Raw genomic sequence first — 18912 nt, 5'->3', positions numbered from 1 at the left:
GATTTCTAACTCAATTTCTTATCTCTGATCTAATAACCTTTACTAAAGTCGACTCGATTCTGCAGTGGCTCACCCATGATGTAGCGGCGATAGTTTTGGCTAAAGATATCGACGATTTGTGCAGGATGGCTTGGCGCCGAAATATGCGGCGTTATCACGGCATTTTCCCGTTCCCAAATAGGATGGCTATTGGGCAAAGGTTCCTGAGCAAATACATCGAGGATCGCTTGCTGACTAGGATTAGCGATAAGCTGGGTATTTAGCACATCGAGATCGAGTGCATCACCGCGGCCAACATTAAACAGCACTGCATCAGCTTTTAACATAGCTAACATGTCAGCATTGAGAAGATTGTACGTTGCAGGAGTGCTTGGCAGTAGATTTGCAACCACATCGGCCTGTGTCAACACTTGGCCTAAATTGGACATAGCTTCTATGGCATCAAAACCTTCTACGGTATTACCACTTCGATTGATCCCTGTGACATGCATGCCAAAGTGCTTTGCCGTCTTCGCGAGATGCTGGGCAATTGAGCCAGTACCGAGTAAGAGTAATCGCATTCCCTGTAGGCTTGAATGGCGCTGCAGGGGTTGAATCAGCCACTGTTTTTGTCCTTGTTGCTGGCGATAAAAACGATGGCCGCGGATATGCGCGAGTAAATAGCCGAATAGATACTCGCTCATCAGCGGGCCGAAAATGCCTTTAATATTGGTGAGTTGATAGTCTTTTCTGCCCCTTGGACTCATCAGAGCATCTATACCAGCAAAGCTTGATTGTAACCATTGCAGATTTTTAGCATGGGGTAATAGGGGCGCGGCGAGTTTAGGTTCGGCTAACCAAATATCTGCATCAATTATGCTCGCTGGATTATCATCGAGTAACGTTAAATCTGGGAGACTCTGCGCCTCAATCAAGTCGCGGTACTGTTGATTTGCCTTTGTTAGCAAGAGTAACTTGTGCCCCATGGCGTCTCCCTTTATGCTTGGTTATTGTTATTTTTCAATACGCTGTCGCGGCCACTCAGATGGATTGCGCTGCATCTTTTTAGGTTAAGTCTATGTTTGATCAATTAGTCGCCATTATTGCCCAGTTAGGCAATATGCTTCGCCCTTGGGCCTTCGATATTGCTACCGCTATGGTGGTGTGTCTTATTTTGGTTTTTTCAGCGGATGTAAATCGTATCTTAAGGCGTCATTTGTTGGGGCATTCTTTTGTGCTGCGAACATTTGTTTTTATTATTGTGAATGCCTTTGGCTATGGACTATTGATCGTGAAAGCCACGCCTTGGGTGGCAAGACATATAGTGGCTATGCCATCCCATTGGATGTTTCTGTTAATTGTGGCCATGTTTATTTTTATCGGTTATTGGGCTCAGCGAAATAGCCAAGCTTAATAGCGTTATTATTTTTGCCGTTACTCAAAGTAGCCAGAGTAATCGGCCATTGCCTTTTGAGTTAAGGCTTGCATGGCGCGATCGGGGTAATTGCTGAACACGCCATCGACGCCTATCTGCTTAAGCGCATGAATATCATCAATATGATCGACAGTATAAACATAAACCTTGGCACCTCGGTTATGGGCGTCATCTACTAGCGCTTGGCTGATAAAACTCACATCTAAATGCAATGAATAGGCATTCAGTTCGCTTACCACGCCAGCCCCATCGAGTGGAATACTGGCAAGCAATGGTGCGACTAACACATCCGGCAACGCCTGTTTAAGTTCATGCAGATAGGGGTGGTTAAAGGAGGAAATCAGTAACTGCTCCTTGGTAAACCCAAGCTGACTCATAGCCTTTGGGTATAAGTCGATTAATGGCGTGACGGTATTAATGCCTTTTAACTCTATATTGACTATGCAGCGCCCCGCAATCAGCTCAAGTACTTGCCATAGCGTCGGAATGGATTCACCTTTCACATTGATGCTTGCTAGGTAGTCCTTGCTCACTAAGTGAATGACGCCCGTGCCCGAGCTTTTATTATCGAGTCGTCTGTCGTGAAACACGACTAACTCACCTTCGACATTATGTACATCGAGTTCGACGGCTTGTGCATCCAATTCTAACGCTTTAGCCATGGCGGCTAAGGTATTTTCGGCCTGATAACCGCTGGCGCCGCGGTGAGCAAAAATAAGCATGGTCTGCGATCCTATTAGCTTCTAATTATGCCTTGTTGCTCGCGATTTTGACCATTCTTAATATGGATTTCCATCTGCGGGTAGGCGAGTTCGAGATTGTTTTCTTTGAGTTTTTTAGTCACTCGTTTATGTAAATCATGGCGCAGTGGCCAGCGTGCCGACATATCTTTTGCATAGGCGCGCACTTCATAATCTTGGGTATGTTTACCAAAGCCGGCAAACCAGACCTCAGGTTCTGGGCTGGCAAGTGCATCTTCACACTCTTGCACCGCTTGATACAGGGTCGCTTCAACTTTGGCAGGGTCTGAATCCCGCGCCACCGACACATAAACAATGACCCGAGTAATAGGATCTGACAAGGACCAGTTGATCAGCTGCTCTGTGATAAAGGCCTTGTTCGGGATGATAATTTCCTTTCTATCCCAGTCAATAATGGTGGTCGCCCGAATTTGGATTTTACTGACTGTCCCTGTTAAATCACGAATTGTCACTGTGTCGCCAATCCGCACGGGTTTCTCAAACAAAATGATCAAACCTGAGATAAAGTTGGCGAAAATTTCTTGCAAACCAAAACCTAAACCGAGCGACAGTGCGGCAATCAGCCATTGTAACTTAGACCACTCCATCCCGAGATTAGAGAAGCCGATTAATAGTCCGAGGAAAACCACCAGATAACGACTGACGGTTGTGATCGCAAAACCCGTTCCAGGCGAGAGATCAAGCCTTTGCAGGATCATTAGCTCAAGTAGGCCGGGCAAATTGGTGGCAATCATTAACGAGAAACCCACCACTATCAGCCCAAACATCAGTGATTTCATGGTAATGGGCAATTGTTGCTCTAAGCCATTCACACTGGTATTGGTTGTCCACAGCGTAATGCCATCGAGGAAAGAAAACAGCGCCGTATGGGTTTGAGTCCACAGACCAATCAAGCTGGCTAAAAAGGCCAATAACAAGAGTGAACGCACTAGGCCAAGGGATTGGCTCGAAATGGTTTCCAGATCGACCACGGGTTCTTCGTAGGTATCGAGTCCATCGACGGAAGGGTGATGTGTTTCGCCTTTTTCCCTTTGTGCTAAGCGCTCTGCACGTTTTGCCTTAGCGCGATCGAAGGCGATACGGCGGCGTTCGATTAACATCCACCGTTTGATCAATTGGTATAAGAGCAAGAAACCCAGACCCAGCACGATCGATAATTGCAGTTGTAACAGCATTTGGAAAGCGGTGAAGTAGTAACCCCTAAAAGCTAACACTGCGCTTAAAAGCGGCACAGAAATCAGCAAGGTCCAGAGCATTTTCTGAATGAGTTTTTTGTTTTTACCGTCTTTTTTTGCATCTGAGTTTTTACGGCTCAGGATTAAAATATCTTTGTATAACAAGAATAAAACGATACAGAAAATAATGAATGCGCCGCGGCCTATGCTATTACGCACCAGTGATGTGTCGAGTACTTCGGTAAAGCCCATCAGACCCAATAATGGGCTAGCAATCAGCACAAAGTGTCTGAGCCGTGATTGTCCCGCTTGGATGAGTTTTGAGGGGCGTTTGAAATGGCCCACGAGTACGCCTTTGTCGAGCGTCAGAATAAAGATGAAGCGATATAAGAGATACACTAAACCAATCGCCAGTATGCCCATACCCACTGCTTGCACAAAATTGCGATCGGAATGATAGAAAATCAATCCCGCCATGATCACTGGGAAAGGTTTTATCAACGCATAGCAGATACTGCAGGCGAGCGCTTTGAGAGTGTAAATGAATTTATCTTGGGTCACATTGCCCACATAAGTGGTGTAATGATTTAGCAAGCGATTGAATTTAGGAGTGATCAAGTCTTGTACGACTAAACACAGTACCAGCAATATGATCCACCAAGACCAATAATCGTTTTGTTCATCCCAGGCTTTTCCCAGTTCATCCCACTGTGCTTGTTGCACAAGCCAAACCGTGCTGCGCTCAAGATCCGTAAGCCATAACTTACTGATACTTGCAGCGTTAGGCACCCAGAATAAATGTTCGTTAAGGGTATTTTTGAGGGTGAGATTCTGTTGGCTCAGTTGTTGGTAATTGACCTTCAGCTTGCCTAATTCACTTAAGTATTGGTCATAGCTTTGCATCAACTGCGAGATCAAACTCTGTTGCGAGTGTAAGAGCTTAATCTGCTGCTCATTGTATAAGCCGGGTTGTTCTAATTCTTGCTCATTGAGGGCTTGTTGCTGCTCTAAATGGTATCTGTCTAAGCGCGCATCGGCGATCAGCGTTTGCAGTTTTTCGTGATTCGGTGGTTTAGGCAGTGATTGCAACATCTGCAAAAAGCGCTCACCAAAGGCGGAGTTCATTTTGACCCAAGTGATCTGCTCTTGGATGTTTGCCAGTTGTTTGGCTTGGGATTGATATTGGGTTTCAGCCTGTTCCTGCTGTTCGACCACATTATTGATCTGCAAAGTTAACGTTTGCAGCTTTTGGCCGTAAATCTGGTTAGTGTCGGCAATATTACGGGTGATAGGATCGATGACTTTTTCGGTATTAACTAAGTTTTTGGCTAGGGTGGCATCCGTTTGTTGCTGACGTTGTTTATTGATTGCCTTGTTGATGGTTTCGATCAAGGCTTCTTGCTGCACCAGTTGTTGGCGGACTAGCTGTAATTGTAATTGCGTCAGTTCAATGCGTTTTTGGCTGCTGGCAAGTTCTGCTTCATCGGTGGCAAGGCTTTGTTCAAAGAAGAGTCGTTGAGTTTGCTGTAACTCTCCCGTAGGGGTATCTAGCGGGGCGAGTTCTGCTTTTTTGTTTTGGGCGACAGTTTGCCTCGCGCTGGCGATAACGGTAGGTAAGTCATTGTGACGTAGCAATAAATCGTTAACTTGCCGGCCAAGGGTGGATTCGCTTTCTTTAAGTTCAGACAAGCGAATATAGGCCATGGAAGCCTGCTGGCTGAGGTCAGTACCTTTTTCTAGTGATAAAGGCTTATAGGCGTCTTTCAGCGCTTGATTAGTGCGCTTCTTATGTTGCTCAAAATCAATCTGCGCTTGTTGGAAACTGGCTGCGTTGGCGGCGAGTTTTTCTATGTTAATTTTTAGTTCGTTAATTTGTTCGTCAATGCTGAGATTTTGTTGCTGATCTTGCTTGTTCATGCCAAGACGTTTGTCCAACTGCAAAGGCGAATTGGCAAGTGCGGAAAATGTGAAAAAAGCAATAATGAACAATAAAATACGTGGCATATAGGCTAAAGACATTTAGGGGCGAAAGACGCTCCATATTAGCCAAATTGCGTTGAGATTGGTATGTTTCAGGCGTTCTTTTTTCGCCGCTGTGATTGGTGCGATTGATGGGTTTCGAAGATGGCGGTAGCGACTATGATAGTGCCACCAATTAAGGTGTTGAGATTGAGCTCTTCACCTAAAATGATCAGCGCTAACATGGCGCCATAAAAGGGTTGTAAGCAAGAGACTAGCCCAACCGTTTTGGCGCTGAGTTGCCTCAGCGCAGAAGTAAATAGCGCATGTGGCGCTGCGGTAAAGACGACGCCGAGTAAAATAATTAATCCCCACACTTCTAATGAGATACTGCCCAGTTCCGTTTGGTGCCACGGCATCAAGAACACCACGGCGACCAAGGTTTGATAGAACATGGCATGGGGGCCGCTGTACTGGGAAAAGTAGCGTTTGTGCAATAAGTTACGGGTGGTGAACAAGATGGCGGACACTATGCCGATGGCAATGCCCAGCGTAGTGTCGTTACCTAAATTGGCCTCAGGGATCAGTAATATCACCCCAATCAGCACTAATACACCGCTGATCATATCGTGTAATTTTATCTTATTACCTGTCAGCAACGGCTCGGCAATCACTGTCATCACCGGATAGGTGAAAAACGCAATCATGCCAATGGCGACCGACGATAATTGCATGGCCGCAAAATAAGTCACCCAATGCAGGCTGACGATAACCCCAAGCCCGATTGCGACTAGATAATCTTGTTTGCTTGCCAGCGTTAAACGTTTGCGGCTGAATTTGACTAGCAAACCTAACACTGTGGCTGCGACGATACAGCGTAGAAAGGTGATGTCGAGGGCACTGAGCGGGATTAATTTAGAAAACAAAGCTGTGCCGCCAAATAGCAGCACAGCCAGATGCAATTCAATTAATCCCGAAGGTTTAGCAGAACTCAAGAAAGCTTAATCCGCTTGCTTAACGTCTTTCAGGTTAGCGAAGGCTTGTCCCATACGAGTCACTGCTTCGGCTTCAACACCTTCAGCAAATGTCGCGATAGCATTTTTAGCAAACAACATCACCACAGTACTGCCTAACTTGAAGCGACCCATTTCCTCACCTTTGTCTAAGGTGATGGCATCTGGGCCTTGGGTTGGATATTCCCAAGTGAAGACTTGCTTACCTGTCGGCGGCGTGACTGTGCCAGCCCAGACGGTTTCAATACTGGCAACAATCGTTGCGCCAACCAATACCATGGCCAATGGACCTAATTCGGTTTCAAAAATCGCCACAACGCGTTCGTTTCGGGCAAACAGACCGGGTACGTGTCTCGCCGTTAACGGATTCACCGAAAACAGTTCGCCAGGTACATAGGTCATTTTTGATAACGTGCCTTTAATCGGCATGTGGATACGGTGATAGTCTTTAGGCGCCAGATAGATAGTCGCAAAATCACCGCCTTCGAAGCGTTTAGCATCTTCGGCTTGATCGCCAAGTAAGGTTAACGAGGAATAGTGATGACCCTTAGCTTGGAAGATGCGACCGTTTTTGATGGGGCCTAACTGACTTACCGCACCATCGACGGGATGCACCATGATATCGGCGTCCATATCTAACGGACGAATACCGGGTTTAAGGGCGCGGGTAAAAAAGGCATTAAAGCTTTTATAGGCTTCAGGCTCACTCTGCGCCGCTTCGCTCATGTCGATTTTATATTGTTTGATAAACCACTTGATAGCGGCAGTGGTCAAGGCGCCAGCTTCGGCTGCAGCGAGTTTACCCACTAAACGAGATAACAAGTGTTTTGGCAGCATGTACTGCAGCGCTATTTTGACTTTATCCAATTTCAATTCCTTTTCTTACTGCTCAATCTTTGCTGAGACTGTTGTTATTTATCAATAAGTCGTTATTCGTCAGTGGCCGCGCGGAAATGGCGGGCATGACGTTGTTCATCTAAGCTGGCGATAATTTTATGGTAATTATTAAAGCGATCTGCGCTGATCTTACCTTGGCTCAGGGCTTCTTGAAGTGCACAGCCGGGATCGTCACCGTGTTTACAATCGCGGAATTTACATGCGCCAAGATACTCGCGAAACTCGATAAAGCACCAGCCGACACGTTGTGCAGGAAGATGCCATAGGGCAAACTCGCGCACGCCTGGGGAGTCAATCAAATCGCCGCCACTAGGCAAGTGCAACAGTTTGGCTGTGGTGGTGGTGTGTTGACCTAAACCTGAGTTATCGGAAACATCACCGATAATAAGCTCTGCATCGGGTAGTAATGCATTGATTATTGATGATTTACCCACACCAGATTGGCCAGCAAACACGCTGACTTTATCTTTGAGTATACCTTTGATGGTATCGATACCATCACCGAGCTTGCTGCTGACCTTATAAACCGGATAGCCAATGTCTTTGTAGCGCTGTAGCGCTTCATCGATTGCCTGCGCTTCATCGGGATTGAGCAAGTCAATTTTATTCAAAATGATGATAGGCGGAATATCGGTATCTTCGGCAGCCACTAAATAACGGTCGATGATCTGGGTGGTAAAGCTGGGTAATACCGAGGAGACAATCAAAATCTGGTCGATATTCGAGGCGATGATTTTCACGCCATCGTATAAATCTGGGCGTGTAAGTGATGAGCGACGTGGATGAACGGCTTCAACAATACCTGCGATGCCGCTATTGGCTTGGCTCTCAATGGCTAAGCGTACGATCACTTTATCGCCAGTCACTAAACTTGTGACGGCACGGCGAATATTACAGCGCACAATTTGGCCGCTTTCAGTTTCTATGTCGGCATGTTGGCCAAAACGTGAAATCACAGTACCGGGCTGTTCTTGCCCCAATGAACTATCCTGTAACTCTGGCGTATTTTTATCGCCACTATCACGATTGAGTCGCTTCTCGTGATTAGCGCGCATACGGCGTAATTGACCTTGGCTTAGGGGTTTCTTTTTACTCACTGATTCGTCTTCGTCAATTAGGTGATTTTTTGTGTTGGAAAAAAGCAGTATGATACACGCTCTTGAATAAAAAAGCCTGAATTTAGGCTAACTGACACGATAAGGCTGATTTATGACGGCAGATGTAAATAATCTCATTTGGATCGATTTGGAAATGACAGGGTTAGAGCCCGACGTCGACAGGATCATTGAAATTGCCACTTTAGTGACAGATCAAGAACTCAATATTATCGGTCAAGGTCCGGTTATCGCGATTCATCAGTCAGATGATGTGCTGGCCGCCATGGACGATTGGAATCAAAAGCATCATGGTGAGTCTGGGTTGATTGATCGCGTTCGTGCTAGCCAAGAAACCGAAGCGCAAGCCGTGGCTAAGACTATTGCCTTCTTAGAACAGTATGTTCCTAAGGGTGCTTCTCCAATGTGTGGTAACAGTATTGGGCAAGATAGACGCTTCTTAAATCGTTATATGCGCGAGTTGGAAGATTATTTCCACTACCGCAACGTGGATGTCAGTACGATTAAGGAGCTAGTGAAGCGTTGGAGTCCAGAAACGATGGATGGTTTTAAGAAGCAAAATACCCACCAAGCCCTGCAGGATATCCAAGAGTCGATCGCTGAATTACAGTATTATCGCAGCAAAGTATTTAAAATTTGACCGATCAGTAGATAAATATGCAAGAAGGGGTTGCAGCCGCATGAATTTTTCATATAATGCGGCCTCAACTTTTTGATGCGAACAGAGATGTACGGTCATTTAGATTGAATGCGACATTAGCTCAGTTGATAAAGGTTAAAGGCGATACCTTTGTTAATGTTGAAGGCAAATGTAGCAGCGATGCAAAAAGCGACATTAGCTCAGTTGGTAGAGCGATACCTTGCCAAGGTATAGGTCATCGGTTCGAACCCGATATGTCGCTCCAAATTAAAAYTTAGTGATTTRCCAAATCATTARTACAGATTATGCGACATTAGCTCAGTTGGTAGAGCGATACCTTGCCAAGGTATAGGTCATCGGTTCGAACCCGATATGTCGCTCCAAATTAAAACTTAGTGATTTACCAAATCATTAGTACAGATTATGCGACATTAGCTCAGTTGGTAGAGCGATACCTTGCCAAGGTATAGGTCATCGGTTCGAACCCGATATGTCGCTCCAATTTCCTAAATATTCCACTATCAGATTACTCAATTGACATTAGATCAGTTGCGGACTTGATATGGCGATACCTTCTTTTTTTGCCAAGGTATAGGTCATCGGTTAGAACCGTTCTTGATCAAAATCATGTCGCTCCAATTTCGTTCTATTTCCTCATTATTGCTTTAACTTTCAATTAGTTCAGTTCCTAATATCGCTATAACTTTCTTAATGCTTAAACAGTTAGCTAGAACATAGGCTCAAATTGTTGTGATTAAAATCATTTCGCTGTACTTCCGTTAACCCCCCCCCCCCAACAGCGACTTTTTCGTGTCATTCCCTCAATTGGCTCATCTATATTTGTCTTGATTCACTGCCATCTACTTCAAGCACTCTATCTCAGATTCACCATGCACAACCAAAGACTTACTAATACCCTTTGGGAAAAGTGCGTTGAGATCTCTTTTGGCTTTTCTCTTTTATACAAAACAGTGTGATAGGATTTAGATGCGTGATCTATAGCGTGTTTCTTCAAGTTTTCCTAAATTAGATAGCTGCGTGAAAGTTAAATTATGACCTTGTTCAAATATTCGTAACGCTTTTACTCACATAATGGAATTAGACAAAATTAATAGCGCCAAGTAGTTGGCCTGACAATGGAGTGCATTATATGCGTATTCAACAATTACGTGATCTACTCGAGTATGTGGCAAATTGCCGCTTAGATATGGCGCAACTCTATGGCCGACTCAACAATCAAGCTGACTCGGCTCGTGTGAAAATGATGTTGGAGTATTTTGAATCACACCAAAAAACCATGGCAGAAAAACTGCGTGATTATATGGATGAAGCACCACATCGTATTCTTGATACTTGGTATAAAGACTTCACTTTTGAAGACTTTACTAAGCGTTGCCAAGATACTATGTTGCCCGCAAACATGAATGAAGATGATGTGCTCAACTTACATTTAGACCTAGAGAATCGTCTGATTGGTTTGTTAGAAAAAACAGTTAACTCGACCACGGCGGAAGATGCGCGCAATGCGTTAGCCAATTTGATCCGAGTAGAGAAAACTCAGCAGCAACGTTTAGTCCATAGTACGATTCGGATGGATGATATCTAAACCGTCCTTTCTTATCGATTCTCAAAGCCAGCCCAGTGCTGGCTTTGGTTTTTATGTCGACTTTGTATCGGCAACTTTTACTCTACTTTGCTCCATTTGGGCGGGTTTCTGCGCCTGAACTGATTTACGTCATAATTTCTCGCTGCTTTTTTTGCTACTTTCTTGATCTATTGGCTGATTTTTATTGGCCTTGCTCAATTCTGCCAAGACTTCTATGGTGAGATTACTCATTGTGAAATGGAGTCATTGGTGTCTAAGGAGATCCTTCATGGCACAAGATCTATCGCAATTTCCCAAAGCTCTATACACCCAAACACAAGTTCGCGAAGCGGAACTGAGTGCAGTGTCTCAGGGAGTATCTAGTCTCTATGAATTGGTCGAGCGTGCTGGCGCGGCGGCTTTTGAGTGTTTAGCGAAACATAGCTCCAAAGTCTTACCTGTGTTAATCCTTGCTGGCAGCGGTAACAATGGTGCCGATGCTTTAGTGTGCGCCCGTCTAGCCCGTGCCAGTGGTATGGACGTTTCTGTGATGATGACGTCAGCGGCAGGCACGCCTGAGTGTCAGCAAGCATTGACCCATTATCTTGCTGAAGGTGGAAAATTACTGCCGTTAGAGGTTGAACCTATTCTCGCAGCGAAAATCATAGTCGATGGTCTGTTAGGTACGGGGGTACGTGATGCTGTACGCGACGATATGGCTAAATATATCCGTGCCATTAATGACAATTCGGCTTGGGTATTGAGTCTTGATTTACCCTCTGGAGTCATTGCCGATACAGGCGCTGTAACAGGTGTTGCTGTGATGGCGGATATCACCTTATGTTTTGGTGGTGTAAAGCAAGGTGTGTTAACGGGTAAGGCGCGGCATTACAGTGGCGAGCTTGAATTTGCAGATTTAGGATTAACGCCTTTCTTTGCTGAAGCGAGCGCACAAAGAGTAGGAAGAGAGACTCTTAAGGACTATTTTGCCGCCCGAGCACGGGATAGCCATAAAGGCCAATCGGGGAAAGTCACTGTCATCGGCGGTGATATGGGCATGGCTGGGGCTGTGAGACTGGCAAGTGAAGCTTGCCTACGTGCAGGCGCGGGATTAGTCACTGTGATCAGTCGACCTGAGCATCAACTGACGGTGAATGTCTCCCGTCCTGAATTGATGTTTTGGGGTTGTGATTTAGTCGATATGGAAGTGTATCTGCGCCTTGGTTGGGCGCAGGTTATCGTGCTTGGCCCTGGTTTAGGTAAGCATGACTGGGGGTATAATTTGTTTAAAGCCGTGGGCTTGAGCGATAAGCCTTGTGTTTTAGATGCCGATGCATTGAATCTGCTCAGTAACGAACCAAGGCGCCAAACGAATTGGGTATTAACACCACATCCGGGTGAGGCGGCGCGTTTACTTGGTTGTACCGTGGTCGATATTGAACAGGACAGATTTGCCGCTGTTCGCGCTATACAGCAAAAGTACGGCGGTGTTGTATTACTAAAGGGCGCAGGAACGGTCATTTTTGATGGTCAGCAAATGGTAGTGGCACCAGTCGGTAACCCTGGGCTTGCCAGTGGTGGGTGTGGCGATGTGTTATCTGGTATTATAGGCGCGCTCATGGCTCAGGGAATGGATAATATGCAGGCAACTGTGCTTGGCGTAGTCGTACATGGTTGCGCTGCCGATCTTGCGGCAATACAGGGAGAACGTGGCATGTTAGCGAGCGATTTAATGCCTTTTATTCGCCAATTAGTGAATAGTGATTTACTCTAGGCGGAATGTGAGACTCAAGCGGGGCTGGACTTTGTTATGTGCCCTGTGCCTTTTTAGGATTGAGTCGCTTCTCCATCAATAATAGCAGTGATATAAGCGGATATGACAGAGTTAACTTTTTTCTTAGACAACGAAGACGACACTATTGCGGTTGGGCAAAAATTAGCCCGCCATGTCCAAGCGCCTTTGACTCTGTATCTTACGGGTGATTTAGGAGCCGGTAAAACGACGCTGAGTCGTGGCTTAATTCAGGGATTGGGCCATAAAGGTGCCGTTAAAAGCCCGACTTACACTTTAGTTGAACCTTATGAGTTAGAAGGTGTCGAAGTTTATCATTTTGATTTGTATCGTTTAAACGATCCAGAAGAACTCGAGTTTATGGGGATCCGTGATTACTTTACGGATAAAAGTCTGTGCATTGTTGAATGGCCAGATAAGGGAGAGGGTTTATTGCCCGCTGCCGATGTCCATATGCATTTAAGTTATCAAAATAGTGGGCGAGAAATACGCATAGAGGCCTTGTCTGAGCCAGGTGAAAAGTTATTAAAAGCGATAAAATAAAAACTAAAATGATAAAAAATAACCCGTATTTTCAAATTATTATTCTTTCTTTATGTTCTTTTTTTTCTGTGGTGGCCCATGCTGCTAATCAGTTAGAAAGCGTACGTATTTGGGCCGCGCCTGAGTCAACTCGAATCGTGTTTGACTTGAGTGGAGTGCCTGATTACACCTATTTCTCTTTAGATGGCCCTAATCGTTTAGTGGTGGATTTAAAAAAGACTACTGCTAAAGTTGTGCTTAAAAATCTTGAAAACAACAGTAAGTTAGTTAAGGGCGTGCGGATCAGTAAGTCACCCACTAAAGGTGATTTGCGCTTAGTGATCGATCTCGTAAAGCCACTGAATGCAAGCTTGTTTTCTTTGCCTGTTACTGCGCCCTATGGCAATCGTCTAGTGGTTGATTTAGAAGATAAAACGTTAACTACTGCAACGGCTATCGTGTCATCTACACCCGTTAAAACTGTCACCCAAGCGGCGCAATCATCCCGCGATATTGTCATTGCTATTGATGCGGGTCATGGTGGCGACGATCCTGGCTCCATTGGTCCTTCTGGTGTTTATGAAAAAAAGGTCGCCCTAGAAATCGCCAGACGTGTTTCCAGCAAAATCAATGACACGCCAGGCATGCGTGCTGTGATGATCCGTACTGGTGATTATTTTGTGAATTTAAATAAACGCTCTGAACTGGCGCGCAACAGTAAGGCTGATCTGCTGATTTCTATCCATGCGGATGCCTTTACCTCGCCCAATCCACGTGGCGCCTCCGTATGGGTGCTATCAATGCGTCGTGCTAATAGTGAAATTGGACGTTGGTTAGAGCAAAAAGAGAAGCATTCTGAGTTACTGGGCGGCGCGGGTGAGATTATCCAAAACACGGATAATGAACAGTATTTGGCTATGACGCTGCTCGATATGTCAATGAACAGTTCGATGGCAATTGGCCATTCTGTAGCGGGGGATATTTTAAAAGATTTAGGTGGCGTGACTCAATTGCATAAAAGTCGCCCTGAGTCCGCGAGTTTAGCCGTGCTGAAGTCACCGGATATTCCTTCAATCTTGGTTGAAACGGGCTTTATTTCAAACCCTAAAGAAGAGCGTTTACTGTCGAGTAGTCGCCATCAAGAGAGCATTGCCAATGCTATTTATAAGGGGGTGAGCCGTTACTATCATAACAATCCGCCAGCGGATACTTTGCTTGCCCAAAGAAGGGGAGGAAGTTCTAGCAGTGCTAAGCCGGCCAAAACCACAGCAAAAGCATCAGCAGAAAGAACGTCAACTGAAAGAACGCCTACAGCCTATGTTGGTGATGCGGTATCGACAAAGGTTAAACATAAGGTCCGTCGTGGAGAATCTTTATCTGCAATCGCGCAACGTTACAGTGTGCCTATGTCCAGCATCAAACAAGCGAATGGAATGAAATCCGATGTGGTGCAGTTAGGGCAAACGCTAGTCATACCCCAGAGTTAAATAGGAAAGCATGATGGGCATTCAGATCCTGCCTCCGCAATTAGCCAACCAAATTGCGGCGGGGGAAGTGGTTGAGAGACCCGCTTCCGTAGTCAAAGAATTGGTCGAGAATAGCCTCGACGCAGGCGCGAGCCGAGTCGATATTGAAATCGATAAAGGCGGCAGCAAGCTGATTAAAATTCGCGATAACGGCTCTGGCATACCTAAAGATGAACTCGCGCTGGCCTTATCGCGTCATGCGACCTCAAAGCTGCACACTTTAGACGATCTTGAAGCGATCCTTAGTTTTGGTTTCCGTGGTGAAGCGCTAGCCAGTATCAGCTCAGTCTCACGTTTAACTTTAACGTCACGCACGGCTGAGCAAACTGAAGCGTGGCAAGCCCATGCTGAAGGTGCCGACATGGCAGTTAAAGTGATGCCCGCCGCGCATCCAGTAGGTTCGACGATTGAAGTGGTGGATTTATTCTTTAATACACCGGCTCGCAGACGCTTTTTAAAGAGTGACAAAACCGAATTTACCCATATAGATGAATGGTTAAAGCGCATTGCATTAGTGCGTGGCGATATTCATTTCACGTTGACGTATAACGGCAAGACAGTACGTAATTATCGTCCCGCCATGAATGAAGCCCAGTATTTGCAACGTTTGACGCAAGTGTGTGGCCGTCCATTTGCCGAGCAAGCGCTTAAGATTGAATGTCAACACGCTGACTTGCGTCTCAGTGGTTATTTGCAGTCACCTTGGTCACCGGTTATCAGCGATACCCATTACTTTTATGTCAATGGACGCCTTATCCGTGATCGCTTAGTCAATCATGCAGTGCGTCAAGCCTTTGCCCAAAAAGCAGAACTTGAGCAACCCAGCTACGTGCTGATGTTGGATATCGATCCCCATCAAGTGGATGTTAACGTGCATCCTGCTAAGCATGAGGTGCGATTCCATCAGAGTCGCTATGTGCATGATTATATTCTGCAAGCATTGCAATCGGCGCTGGAAGAAGCAGGAGAGCTCAACTTTGTTCACTCTAGCTCTTTGGATGAGGTTGAAGATGTGTTTGTGGATGCCCCGATAAGCGCTGAAATCTCAGCCCCTTTTGTACTTGGCGCTTATTCAGCTCTAGTTAATGCGCAAACTGATACACTTGAGTCTGCTCAAGATACAGTTGCCCCTGCCGTTCAAATAAAGTCTCTAGGCGCAGGACGAGAAGGCGCCAGTTTTGGCACTCAAACCAATGCTTTTGGCAGCATGACAACGCCAAGGGACAGCAGCCGTGGCAGTTATTCTGCAGGTGAATCTCGACAACGTACTGAATTACCGTCAAAGGCGGCAATAGCAAGTTATGGTGCTTTACTGCAAACCCCTTCTTACAGTGTAAAAGATCAAGATTATCAGTCTGTGTTACCTATGCCATCGATATTAGATGGGCAATATTGGGTGATGACGTCGGAAGATAAACTCAGTCTATTATCAATAAAATCAGTAGCATTGGCGACGCGATGCCAAGAGATTGAAGCTAAGCTAGCGACGGGGTTAATTGGTCAGCCTTTATTGATGCCAGTGTCTGTCGCGGCTGATGCTGATTGGCAGGCTGTGCTCACTGAACATGACACGCTGATCCGCCAATTAGGTTTAGAACTAACAATTCGTTACCAGCAGTTGATTATTAAAAAAGTGCCCCCATATATCAGAGAGAGCCAGTTAGCCAAAGTGATCCCTGAATGGCTACAATCGCTACGTTTTGAAACACCTGCGCCGAGCGCATTGGCGTTTTGGTTGGCAAAACACAGTTTAACGGGATTCGTTTCGGCACCAGAAGTCTGGGCAGCATTTTCGCAGTTAGCTGAAGAGAAAAAACAGCTTATTGCCAACAAAGCGATATTCTTACCTTGGCAATCGTGGCTAGAAGAGCAAGCAAGTGAATAAAGAATTACAGCCTAAAGTGTTATTTTTGATGGGGCCAACGGCCTCAGGTAAGACAGCTTTAGCATTAGAATTGGCCGAAAAGCATAACTGTGAAATTATTTCGGTCGATTCGGCATTAATTTATCGTGGTATGGACATTGGCAGTGCCAAACCTTCAACAGACGAACTGGCTCGCGGGCCGCACAGATTAATTGATATTCGTGATCCCAGTGAAAGTTATTCGGCAGCCGACTTTAGAGCCGATGCAATAGCCCAGATAGAAGAGATTGTCAGCATGGGGAAAACGCCAGTATTAGTTGGCGGAACCATGATGTATTTCAAAGCGTTACTCGAAGGTTTGTCACCTTTGCCGAGTGCGAATGAGGCCATTAGAGCCGAGATCCAAGCGGAGGCGGATGAAAAGGGATGGGAAGCACTGCATGACCAATTAAGGGAGATAGATCCCGTGTCGGCAGAAAGAATTCATCCTAATGATCCACAAAGACTTTCAAGAGCGCTGGAAGTCTATAGAATAAGCGGCAAGAGCATGACTGAGTTGACTCAGACCAAGTCAGCTCCCTTGCCTTATGACGTAGTGCAGTTTGCTATTGCACCGCGCGAACGCAAAGTGTTACATGACTTAATAGCGCAACGTTTTGCGATTATGCTCAAACAGGGCTTTATTGAGGAAGTCACAGAGCTAAAAGCCCGTGGAGACTTGCATTTAGACTTGCCTTCAATGCGTTGTGTCGGTTATCGACAGTGCTGGCAATACCTAGATGGTGAGTTTGACTATGATACTATGGTCGAAAAAGCGGTTGCTGCTACTAGGCAATTGGCTAAGCGTCAATTAACATGGTTGCGGAGTTGGCCAGAGTTGAATTGGCTTGAAAGTGGTGCTGAGGGGAATTTAGTTATACTTATGCGTCAATGCCGCTAGCTTATTAGCCCTTGCTGTATAATACTAAAACTAAACAAAAAACTATCACTGATATCGATTTATTTTATATAAATTAAAAAGGAAATAATAAAATGGCTAAGGGGCAATCTTTACAAGACCCATTTTTGAACGCATTGCGTCGCGAGCGCGTTCCTGTATCAATTTACTTGGTTAACGGCATTAAACTCCAAGGACAGGTAGAGTCGTTTGATCAATTTGTCATTCTGTTGAAAAATACAGTGAGCCAAATGGTTTATAAACACGCTATTTCTACTGTCGTGCCAGCACGCCCATTCAACGTTACTGGTCACCAAAATGCCCAAGGCGGATATGGTGCTCAAGATGATGCGCCTAGTGGCGAATAAGTATTATCTGAGGAGTTTGCTTCTTGTTTGATCGTTATGAGGCGGGAGAAACTGCGGTTCTTGTCCATATCGACTTTTCCGATGAGGAACGCCGAGAAGATTTAGTCGAGCTGCAGCTATTAGTAGAATCAGCTGGGGCAAGATCAGTCGGGGTGATTACTGGAAGTCGACGTTCACCGGATCGCAAATTTTTTGTGGGTTCTGGTAAAGCCGAAGAGTTAGCTGCATTAGTGGCGGCGACTGAAGCCAATGTGGTGATTTTTAATCATGCATTGAGTCCAGCCCAAGAGCGTAATCTTGAGCAAGTGTGTCAGTGTCGAGTGCTCGACCGTACGACACTTATTCTCGATATTTTTGCCCAAAGAGCGCGAACTCACGAAGGTAAGTTACAGGTGGAGCTAGCGCAATTGCGCCATATGTCGACTCGCCTGATCCGTGGTTGGACGCATCTTGAAAGGCAAAAGGGCGGTATTGGTTTACGTGGTCCAGGGGAAACCCAGCTCGAAACCGATAGACGTTTGCTCAGAGGACGGATTAAAAATATCAACAAACGCTTAGAGCGAGTTGATAAGCAACGTGAACAGAGTCGACGTGCACGTAAGCGTAGTGATTTGTCGACAGTTTCATTAGTCGGCTACACAAACGCGGGTAAATCAACGCTGTTTAATGCCCTAACATCATCTGATGTTTATGCTGCAGATCAGCTATTTGCCACACTCGATCCTACGCTAAGAAAGTTAGATTTACCTGATGGTGCCGTGATATTAGCGGATACTGTCGGGTTCATTCGTCATTTGCCCCATGATCTCGTTGCTGCATTTAAGGCAACCTTACAAGAGACAAGGCAAGCTGAGTTATTACTACACATAGTTGATTGTGCAGATGAAAACATGGCGGATAATTTTGATCAGGTTCAATCTGTACTGAAAGACATCCAAGCCGATGAAGTCATGCAACTCGTGGTCTGTAACAAAATCGATTTACTCGAAGATGTGACGCCAAGAATTGAATATAACGACATAGGCAAACCCGTTCGAGTTTGGGTTTCAGCACAGAAGCGTTTAGGATTTGATTTGCTATTGAAAGCCATCACTGAGCTTATTGGTGAGGTGATTAAAGAGCTAACACTTAGAATTCCGGCAACTGCTGGACATTATCTTGGCCAGTTTTATCGACTGGATGCGATACAGCAGAAAGAGTACGACGATCTGGGGAACTGTATTTTGTCTGTTCGTTTATCGGACGCCGATTGGCGCCGATTAACAAAACAGAGTCAGGGTGAGTTAGAAACCTTCGTCTTCGAAGATTCGATAGATGAAGCTGTTTGTTAATAATCTAATTTAT

General features: G+C 45.5%; 16 protein-coding genes and 3 tRNA genes. 13 read left to right on the top strand and 6 right to left on the bottom strand.

Going from position 1 to position 18912, the window contains the following annotated elements:
- Nucleotides 1-29: 29 nt before the first annotated feature.
- Nucleotides 30-965 carry a D-2-hydroxyacid dehydrogenase gene (locus tag L5L98_RS07835; RefSeq protein ID WP_263139786.1) on the bottom strand — a complete coding sequence of 312 codons (936 nt, stop codon included), beginning with the start codon at nucleotides 963-965 and terminating at the stop codon, nucleotides 30-32.
- 92 nt (nucleotides 966-1057) lie between these two features.
- Here L5L98_RS07835 and L5L98_RS07830 point away from each other — a divergent pair, with 92 nt between their 5' ends.
- Entirely contained in the window at nucleotides 1058-1393 is a 336-nt protein-coding gene (locus L5L98_RS07830) for a DUF3392 domain-containing protein (protein WP_113939153.1), read from the top strand.
- Nucleotides 1394-1413: 20 nt separating this feature from the next.
- Here the strand turns inward: L5L98_RS07830 and L5L98_RS07825 are convergent, their stop codons facing one another.
- The 5 genes from L5L98_RS07825 to rsgA form a co-directional block, all read right to left on the bottom strand.
- Nucleotides 1414-2136, bottom strand: a complete 723-nt coding sequence (locus L5L98_RS07825; RefSeq protein ID WP_263139785.1) for a glycerophosphodiester phosphodiesterase — start codon at nucleotides 2134-2136, stop codon at nucleotides 1414-1416.
- Nucleotides 2137-2150: 14 nt separating this feature from the next.
- On the bottom strand, nucleotides 2151-5354 hold the full coding sequence (locus L5L98_RS07820) for a mechanosensitive ion channel domain-containing protein (protein WP_263139885.1): 3204 nt from the start codon (nucleotides 5352-5354) through the stop codon (nucleotides 2151-2153).
- A gap of 68 nt (nucleotides 5355-5422) precedes the next feature.
- Entirely contained in the window at nucleotides 5423-6304 is an 882-nt protein-coding gene (locus L5L98_RS07815) for a DMT family transporter (RefSeq protein WP_219251047.1), read from the bottom strand.
- Nucleotides 6305-6310: 6 nt separating this feature from the next.
- Nucleotides 6311-7189 (bottom strand): archaetidylserine decarboxylase, encoded by an 879-nt coding sequence (gene asd, locus L5L98_RS07810; RefSeq protein ID WP_263139783.1) that lies wholly within the window; start codon nucleotides 7187-7189, stop codon nucleotides 6311-6313.
- 62 nt (nucleotides 7190-7251) lie between these two features.
- Nucleotides 7252-8316 carry a small ribosomal subunit biogenesis GTPase RsgA gene (gene rsgA, locus L5L98_RS07805; protein WP_105250279.1) on the bottom strand — a complete coding sequence of 355 codons (1065 nt, stop codon included), beginning with the start codon at nucleotides 8314-8316 and terminating at the stop codon, nucleotides 7252-7254.
- Between the two features lie 112 nt (nucleotides 8317-8428).
- On the opposite strand from rsgA, the gene orn reads away from it, so the two are divergent.
- The 12 genes from orn (at nucleotide 8429) to hflX (ending at nucleotide 18899) form a co-directional block, all read left to right on the top strand.
- On the top strand, nucleotides 8429-8974 hold the full coding sequence (orn, locus tag L5L98_RS07800; protein WP_131523968.1) for an oligoribonuclease: 546 nt from the start codon (nucleotides 8429-8431) through the stop codon (nucleotides 8972-8974).
- 189 nt (nucleotides 8975-9163) lie between these two features.
- Nucleotides 9164-9239: transfer RNA gene (locus L5L98_RS07795), tRNA-Gly, on the top strand.
- Nucleotides 9240-9281: 42 nt separating this feature from the next.
- Nucleotides 9282-9357 (top strand) — tRNA-Gly (locus L5L98_RS07790).
- A gap of 42 nt (nucleotides 9358-9399) precedes the next feature.
- A tRNA-Gly gene (locus tag L5L98_RS07785) sits at nucleotides 9400-9475 on the top strand.
- A gap of 649 nt (nucleotides 9476-10124) precedes the next feature.
- Complete coding sequence (locus L5L98_RS07780; RefSeq protein ID WP_028761762.1) at nucleotides 10125-10580, top strand: hypothetical protein; 456 nt, start codon at nucleotides 10125-10127, stop codon at nucleotides 10578-10580.
- A gap of 268 nt (nucleotides 10581-10848) precedes the next feature.
- Nucleotides 10849-12333 carry an NAD(P)H-hydrate dehydratase gene (locus L5L98_RS07775; protein WP_263139781.1) on the top strand — a complete coding sequence of 495 codons (1485 nt, stop codon included), beginning with the start codon at nucleotides 10849-10851 and terminating at the stop codon, nucleotides 12331-12333.
- Nucleotides 12334-12435: 102 nt separating this feature from the next.
- Nucleotides 12436-12894, top strand: coding sequence for a tRNA (adenosine(37)-N6)-threonylcarbamoyltransferase complex ATPase subunit type 1 TsaE (gene tsaE, locus L5L98_RS07770; protein WP_028761764.1), 459 nt, complete (start codon nucleotides 12436-12438; stop codon nucleotides 12892-12894).
- Nucleotides 12895-12902: 8 nt separating this feature from the next.
- Nucleotides 12903-14360, top strand: coding sequence for an N-acetylmuramoyl-L-alanine amidase (locus L5L98_RS07765; protein WP_212599647.1), 1458 nt, complete (start codon nucleotides 12903-12905; stop codon nucleotides 14358-14360).
- Between the two features lie 13 nt (nucleotides 14361-14373).
- A complete protein-coding gene (mutL, locus tag L5L98_RS07760) occupies nucleotides 14374-16284 on the top strand; it encodes a DNA mismatch repair endonuclease MutL (protein WP_411569207.1) in 1911 nt (636 codons plus the stop codon).
- Nucleotides 16277-17203 (top strand): tRNA (adenosine(37)-N6)-dimethylallyltransferase MiaA, encoded by a 927-nt coding sequence (gene miaA, locus L5L98_RS07755; protein ID WP_263139779.1) that lies wholly within the window; start codon nucleotides 16277-16279, stop codon nucleotides 17201-17203. Before mutL ends, miaA begins: the two co-directional genes overlap by 8 nt.
- A 92-nt stretch (nucleotides 17204-17295) precedes the next feature.
- Complete coding sequence (gene hfq, locus L5L98_RS07750) at nucleotides 17296-17568, top strand: RNA chaperone Hfq (protein WP_006084207.1); 273 nt, start codon at nucleotides 17296-17298, stop codon at nucleotides 17566-17568.
- Nucleotides 17569-17591: 23 nt separating this feature from the next.
- Nucleotides 17592-18899 carry a ribosome rescue GTPase HflX gene (gene hflX, locus L5L98_RS07745; protein WP_263139778.1) on the top strand — a complete coding sequence of 436 codons (1308 nt, stop codon included), beginning with the start codon at nucleotides 17592-17594 and terminating at the stop codon, nucleotides 18897-18899.
- Nucleotides 18900-18912: the final 13 nt, after the last annotated feature.

The organism is Shewanella sp. SM23 (assembly GCF_025654295.1).
Taxonomy (GTDB): Bacteria; Pseudomonadota; Gammaproteobacteria; order Enterobacterales; family Shewanellaceae; genus Shewanella; species Shewanella oncorhynchi.
This window is presented reverse-complemented; position numbering and strand designations above follow the sequence as displayed.